Source organism: Streptomyces swartbergensis, assembly GCF_002148965.1.
Classification (GTDB): domain Bacteria; phylum Actinomycetota; class Actinomycetes; order Streptomycetales; family Streptomycetaceae; genus Streptomyces; species Streptomyces swartbergensis.
The window spans coordinates 1-6,369 of sequence record NZ_NGFN01000436.1 but is presented as its reverse complement, the minus strand read 5'-3'; the positions used below and the strand labels follow the sequence as shown (position 1 = coordinate 6,369).

Here is a 6,369-nt window from a genome sequence, read left to right as displayed (position 1 = left end):
GTGTCCCCCCACACGACTTCCACCCCCCGGTTCCTGGACGCGGTGCGCCCGGGCCGCACCCACTGGCTGGAACTGCCGCCCCTGCGGACCAGCGTCAGAGTCGCCCGTCATGCCATGCGGGCGCGGCTGGCCTCGTGGCAGGTCCCCGACGAGGTGTGCGCGAACGCCGTCCTGCTCGTGTCCGAGCTGGTGACGAACGCCGTACTGCACACGCCCAGCGAGCGGATCCTGTGCGGCGTCGGGCGGATGACGGACGAGCGTTTCCGGCTGGAGGTGCACGACGGCGACCTCACGGGCCGCGGCATCCCCGACCGCTGCCCCGGCCTCGACGACGAGGGCGGCCGCGGTCTGCTGCTCGTGCGCGAGATAGCCGACAGCTGGGGAGTCACCCGCTCGCCCCGCACCGGCGGCAACGCGGTGTGGGCGAGCCTGGCGACGGCGTAGTAACGCGCCCGGGAACCTCAGAACCCCAGCTTGCGCAACTGCCGCGGGTCCCGCTGCCAGTCCTTGGCGACCTTCACGTGCAGGTCCAAGAACACCGGCGTGCCCAGCAGGGCCTCGATCTGTTTGCGGGACTTGATGCCGACCTCCTTCAGGCGCTTGCCCTTGGGGCCGATGATGATGCCCTTCTGGCTGGGGCGCTCGATGTAGACGAAGGCGTGGATGTCGAGAAGGGGCTTGTCGGCGGGGCGGTCCTCGCGGGGGAGCATCTCCTCGACGACCACCGCGATGGAGTGGGGGAGCTCGTCGCGGACACCCTCCAGCGCGGCCTCCCGGATCAGCTCCGCGATCATGACCTGCTCGGGCTCGTCGGTCAGGTCGCCCTCGGGGTAGAGCGCCGGCCCCTCCGGCAGGAGGGGGACGATCAGGTCGGCCAGCAGGCCCACCTGCTTGTCGCCGACCGCCGACACCGGGACGATCTCGGCCCACTCGAAGCCCAGTTCCTTGCCGAGCTGGTCGATCGCGATGAGCTGCTCGGCGAGCGTCTTGCCGTCCACCAGGTCGGTCTTCGTGACGATCGCGATCTTCGGCGTCTTCCGGATGGACGCCAGCTCCTTCGCGATGAAGCGGTCACCGGGGCCGAGCTTCTCGTTCGCGGGCAGGCAGAAGCCGATCACGTCCACCTCGGCCCACGTGGTGCGCACGATGTCGTTCAGCCGCTCGCCCAGCAGCGTGCGCGGCTTGTGCAGCCCCGGGGTGTCGACCAGGATCAGCTGGGCGTCCGGGCGGTGCACGATGCCCCGCACGGTGTGCCGCGTCGTCTGCGGCTGGTTCGCCGTGATCGCCACCTTCTGGCCGACCAGAGCATTCGTGAGGGTGGACTTGCCCGCGTTGGGACGGCCCACGAAGCAGGCGAAGCCAGCCCGGTGGACAGCTTCGGCCGGCTTTTCGGATGACTGGGTACGAACGCTCATGGCGCCCATTCTCCCTGATCCACAGAGCCGTGCCGCACCGGCGCCCGGACACTGCCGACTGGCCGCCTCCGGCCGCGGGCCGGCCGGACCTTACGGTGCACGCCGAGACGGCCTACGATCACGGCATCCTGGGCCACGGCGCCCCGGTCCCCTCCTCTCCTCCCCCGCCCAGAAGGTCACCCACCAGGCATGAAGCTCATCACCGCGATCGTCAAGCCGTACCGCCTCGACGAGATCAAGAACGCCCTGCAGGAACTCGGTGTGCACGGCCTGACCGTGAGCGAGGCCAGCGGCTACGGCCGGCAGCGCGGCCACACCGAGGTGTACCGCGGCGCCGAGTACCAGGTCGACCTGGTGCCGAAGATCCGGATCGAGGTCGTCGTCGAGGACGTGGACGCCGAGGCCGTCATCGACGCGGTCGTGAAGGCCGCGCACACCGGCAAGATCGGCGACGGCAAGGTGTGGGCGCTGCCCGTGGACACGGTCGTGCGGGTGCGGACGGGCGAGCGCGGGCCGGACGCGCTGTAGGTCGCGCCCGGCCCGCCGGGATCAGTCGAACACGAACGGGCCCGGCGACTGCGGCCCGGTCGCCGTGCAGGTGATGGTGATGCCGAAGACGGTCATCTTCAGCGAGCCGCCGAAGGCCTCCAGGCTGTCGCCGGAGGCCACGGTGCCGCTGAGGGGACCGACCTCGACGGGGGCGCCGGCGGCCATCGCCGGGTTCTGAGTGCCGGTGAAGTCGACGGTGCCGCCGCCGGTCTTCACCAGGGTGAGCGTGGACGCGATCGAGTCCTCGCCGAGGGCGATCGGCGCGGTGATAGCGGACGACTTGACGGTGAGGGTGGCGGCGGTGCCGTCCTGCGTGGCCGTGAGCGTGGCCTCGCCACTGCCGAAGGTGCCGCAGTCGGCACTGATCGTCGCCGTCTGGGGGGTGACGGCGAGTGCGGCGGGGGCGAAGGCGAGCCCGGTGACCGCGAGGGCCCCGGCCGCCAGGGCCGCGCCTGCTCCGATTCGCTTGCGTCTCATGGGATTCCGGCTCCGTTTCCGTGTGGGGGGACGCTCGGCGGGTGCGTGTGGGCACGTCACGCGAGCGCCGAACCTGACGGTCCGTCGGAACTTACGGTTCCCATTGATGCGCGTGGGGCAGACGGCGGCAAGGTTGAATTCGCGCCTAATTACCGCCGGTTACAGCGGACTTCAGCCGGCGGTCACGGTGGTCCGGACCGTCCCGTCGGGCCCGGCCACCAACACCGGCGTCTGGGCGCCACCGAGATCCCGTACCACCGCCCGGTCCTCGTCGGACGCGGTCTCCGCCTCCGTCACCACGGCCGCGGCCTCCAGGGACTTCGCACCCGAGGCCACCGCCATCGCCACGGCCGTCTGGAGGGCACTGAGCTTCAGGGAGTCGAGGGCCACGGTCCCCGCGACGTACGTACGTCCGGTCTCGTCCCGTACGGCCGCCCCCTCGGGCACGCCGTTGCGGGCCCGTGCGGAACGGGCCAGGGTGACGATCTTGCGGTCCTCGGCGTCGAGTGCGCTGCTGTCGGTCATGATCCGAGCATACGGAAGCGTCAGGGCCGGTCGAGGCGGAGGCGGTCAGCTCGCGGCAGGCCCGCGACGACGAGGTCGTACGAGTCCTCGATGAGCTCCTTGACCAGCCGGTCCGGGAGTCCCCCGTCGGCCGTGACCGTGTTCCAGTGCCGCTTGTTCATGTGCCAGCCCGGGACGATCAGGCCCTCGTGCTCGCCGCGCAGCCGGATCGCGTCGTCCGGGTCGCACTTGAGGTTGACCTTCAGGGGGCGCGCGTCGAGGTGCGACAGGGCGAACAGCTTGCCCCGGACCTTGAAGACCGAGATCTCCGGGCTGAACGGGAAGTCCTCGACGGCCGCGTCGAAGGACAGGCAGAACGCGCGCAGCTCCTGCGGGGTCACTCCGGCTTCTCCTCCTCGTCCCGTGGAAGGCCCGCCGGGTCCACCGGCTCGACCAGCACCGTCACGATCTTGTTGCGGCGGCCGGCCGCGGCCTCCGCGGTCAGACGCAGTTCCCGGCCGTCGGGGAGTTCCACGACGGACGAGGCACCGGCGATGGGAACCCGGCCCAGCGCCTTCGCGAGCAGACCGCCGACCGTCTCGACGTCCTCGTCGTCGAACGACTCCAGGCCGTACAGCTCGCCCAGGTCGCCGATGTCCAGGCGGGCGGTGACCCGGTAGCGGTCCTTGCCGAGGTCCTCCACCGGCGGCAGTTCGCGGTCGTACTCGTCGGTGATCTCGCCGACGATCTCCTCGAGGATGTCCTCGATGGTGACGATGCCGGCGGTGCCGCCGTACTCGTCGACGGCGACGGCGACGTGGTTGCGTTCCTTCTGCATCTCGCGCAGCAGGTCGCCCGCGTTCTTGGTGTCGGGCACGAAGAACGCCGGGCGCATCGCCGTGGACACCTGCTCGGACTCGGCGTCGCGGCTGATGTGCGTCTTGCGGACCAGGTCCTTGAGGTAGACGATCCCGACGATGTCGTCCTCGCTCTCGCCGGTCACCGGGATCCGGGAGAAGCCGGAGCGCAGGGCGAGGGTGAGGGCCTGGCGGATGGTCTTGTAGCGCTCGATGACCACCAGGTCCGTGCGCGGGACCATGACCTCCCGGACGAGGGTGTCGCCCAGCTCGAAGACCGAGTGCACCATGCGGCGCTCGTCGTCCTCGATGAGCGACTCCTTCTCGGCGAGGTCGACCAGCGCGCGCAGCTCCGCCTCGGAGGCGAAGGGGCCGCGCCGGAAGCCCTTGCCGGGGGTGAGCGCGTTGCCGATGAGGATCAGCAGCGACGGGATCGGGCCCATGACCCGGGCCAGCGGCACCAGGACGTACGCCGAGACCGTCGCCGTGTTCAGCGGGTGCTGGCGGCCGATGGTGCGCGGGGAGACGCCGACGGCGACGTACGACACGAGGACCATGACCGCGATGGCGATCAGGAGGGCCTCGGTCGTGCTGTCGAACTCCATCAGGCAGCCGTAGGTGATCAGCGCGGCGGCGGCCATCTCGCAGGCGACGCGCACCAGCAGCGCCACGTTCAGATAGCGGGTCGGGTCGGCGGCGACCTGGGCCAGCCTGGCGCTGCCCCGGCGGCCGGAGCGCACGGCCTCCTCGGCGCGGAAGCTGGAGACGCGCGCGAGGCCCGCCTCCGCGCAGGCGAAGAGCCAGGCCACGACGACCAGGGCGACCGCGCCCAGGGCGAGTTGCGGACTCATCGGCGGGCTTAAGAGACCGTCGGCGCCGGGGACGGGCCGGTCAGGCCCCGCTCCGCGCGCCAGCCGTCCACGATGGCCGCCTGGAGGCCGAACATCTCGGCCTTCTCGTCCGGTTCCTCGTGGTCGTAGCCCAGCAGGTGCAGCACTCCGTGGACGGTGAGCAACTGGAGCTCCTCGTCCATGGAGTGCTGCGTGTCCGCTTCCTTGCCCTGCTTCTCCGCGACCTCCGGGCACAGCACGATGTCGCCGAGCAGCCCCTGCGGCGGCTCGTCGTCGTCCTTGGACGGCGGGCGCAGCTCGTCCATCGGGAAGGACATGACATCCGTCGGGCCCGGCAGGTCCATCCACTGGATGTGCAGCTGCTCCATTGCGGCGGAGTCCACGACGATCACCGAGAGCTCGGAGAGCGGGTGGATGCGCATCCGCGCGAGCGCATAGCGGGCGATGTCGAGGATCGCCTGCTCGTCGACCTCGGTACCGGACTCGTTGTTGACGTCGATCGACATGCTGGTGCTCGGTCTACTTCCCCTTGTGCCCGGACTTGCCGCGGCTGCCCTTGTGGGAGCCGTTCTGGGTGCCGTGCTTGGTGTCGTACAGCTCGTACGCGTCGACGATACGGCCCACCAGCTTGTGCCGGACCACGTCGTGGGACGACAGGCGGGAGAAGTGGACGTCCTCGACGCCGTCCAGGATGTCCTGCACCTGCCGCAGACCGCTCTTCGTCCCGTCCGGGAGGTCGACCTGCGTCACGTCACCCGTGATCACGATCTTCGAGTCGAAGCCGAGGCGGGTGAGGAACATCTTCATCTGCTCGGGGCTCGTGTTCTGGGCCTCGTCCAGGATGATGAAGGCGTCGTTGAGCGTGCGACCGCGCATGTAGGCGAGCGGCGCGACCTCGATCGTGCCCGCCGCCATCAGCCGCGGGATCGAGTCCGGGTCGAGCATGTCGTGCAGCGCGTCGTAGAGCGGGCGCAGGTACGGGTCGATCTTCTCGTAGAGCGTGCCCGGGAGGAATCCGAGCCGCTCTCCCGCCTCGACCGCCGGGCGGGTCAGGATGATGCGGTTGACCTGCTTGGACTGCAGGGCCTGGACGGCCTTGGCCATCGCCAGGTACGTCTTGCCGGTACCCGCCGGGCCGATGCCGAAGACGATCGTGTGCTTGTCGATCGCGTCCACGTAGCGCTTCTGGTTGAGCGTCTTGGGGCGGATCGTGCGGCCTCGCGAGGACAGGATGTTCTGCGTGAGCACCTGGGCAGGGGTCTCCTGGCCGTCGCTCTCCCCGTCCTCGCTCGCCCTGAGCATGGCGATCGAGCGTTCCACTGCGTCCTCCGTCATCGGCTGTCCGGTGCGGAGCACCAGCATCATCTCGTCGAACACGCGGGCGATGAGGGCGACGTCCACGGGGTCGCCGACCGCGCTGATCTCATTGCCCCGGACGTGGATGTCGGCCGCCGGGAAGGCCTTCTCGATCACGCGCAGGAGGGCGTCGCCGGACCCCAGCACCGTCACCATGGGGTGCTGGGCAGGGACGGTGAACTGTGCTCTGGCCTGCTCCTGCGCGGGGGTGTGAGCTGTGGGTGTCTGAGTCATGGGCCGGCGCTGAAGGCCTGCGGTTCCTCCTGTTCACGGCCGCGTAGCTGAGGGCGGCCTCGCGATTCCCAGGGTACGACGGGGGACTGACAACGCCGTAGGGGTTTTGGGGGCGGGGTTGGAATC

At 70.1% G+C, this 6,369-nt stretch carries 9 protein-coding genes; 2 read left to right on the top strand and 7 right to left on the bottom strand.

The window, feature by feature from the left end:
* A partial coding sequence (locus CA983_RS39175; RefSeq protein ID WP_244207287.1) for an ATP-binding protein occupies positions 1–444 on the top strand: 444 nt, incomplete at its 5' end.
* A 17-nt stretch (positions 445–461) separates the two neighbouring features.
* On the opposite strand, the gene era is transcribed toward CA983_RS39175, so the two are convergent.
* The gene (gene era, locus CA983_RS39170; RefSeq protein ID WP_086605467.1) at positions 462–1,424 is read right to left on the bottom strand and encodes a GTPase Era; all 963 of its coding nucleotides are present in this window, start codon (positions 1,422–1,424) and stop codon (positions 462–464) included.
* A 180-nt stretch (positions 1,425–1,604) separates the two neighbouring features.
* On the opposite strand from era, the gene CA983_RS39165 reads away from it, so the two are divergent.
* Positions 1,605–1,943, top strand: coding sequence for a P-II family nitrogen regulator (locus CA983_RS39165; protein WP_086605466.1), 339 nt, complete (start codon positions 1,605–1,607; stop codon positions 1,941–1,943).
* Between the two features lie 21 nt (positions 1,944–1,964).
* On the opposite strand, the gene CA983_RS39160 is transcribed toward CA983_RS39165, so the two are convergent.
* The 6 genes from CA983_RS39160 to CA983_RS39135 all read right to left on the bottom strand — a co-directional run bounded on the left by CA983_RS39160 (position 1,965) and on the right by CA983_RS39135 (position 6,243).
* Positions 1,965–2,441: a hypothetical protein gene (locus tag CA983_RS39160; RefSeq protein ID WP_086605465.1), complete on the bottom strand. Its 477-nt coding sequence runs from the start codon at positions 2,439–2,441 to the stop codon at positions 1,965–1,967.
* Between the two features lie 171 nt (positions 2,442–2,612).
* Positions 2,613–2,966, bottom strand: a complete 354-nt coding sequence (locus CA983_RS39155; protein WP_086605464.1) for a cytidine/deoxycytidylate deaminase family protein — start codon at positions 2,964–2,966, stop codon at positions 2,613–2,615.
* 20 nt (positions 2,967–2,986) lie between these two features.
* The gene (locus CA983_RS39150) at positions 2,987–3,346 is read right to left on the bottom strand and encodes an MmcQ/YjbR family DNA-binding protein (protein ID WP_086605463.1); all 360 of its coding nucleotides are present in this window, start codon (positions 3,344–3,346) and stop codon (positions 2,987–2,989) included.
* On the bottom strand, positions 3,343–4,653 hold the full coding sequence (locus CA983_RS39145) for a hemolysin family protein (RefSeq protein WP_086605462.1): 1,311 nt from the start codon (positions 4,651–4,653) through the stop codon (positions 3,343–3,345). Before CA983_RS39145 ends, CA983_RS39150 begins: the two co-directional genes overlap by 4 nt.
* Before the next feature lie 8 nt (positions 4,654–4,661).
* On the bottom strand, positions 4,662–5,159 hold the full coding sequence (gene ybeY, locus CA983_RS39140) for an rRNA maturation RNase YbeY (protein ID WP_086605461.1): 498 nt from the start codon (positions 5,157–5,159) through the stop codon (positions 4,662–4,664).
* 13 nt (positions 5,160–5,172) lie between these two features.
* Entirely contained in the window at positions 5,173–6,243 is a 1,071-nt protein-coding gene (locus tag CA983_RS39135) for a PhoH family protein (RefSeq protein ID WP_086605460.1), read from the bottom strand.
* Positions 6,244–6,369: the final 126 nt, after the last annotated feature.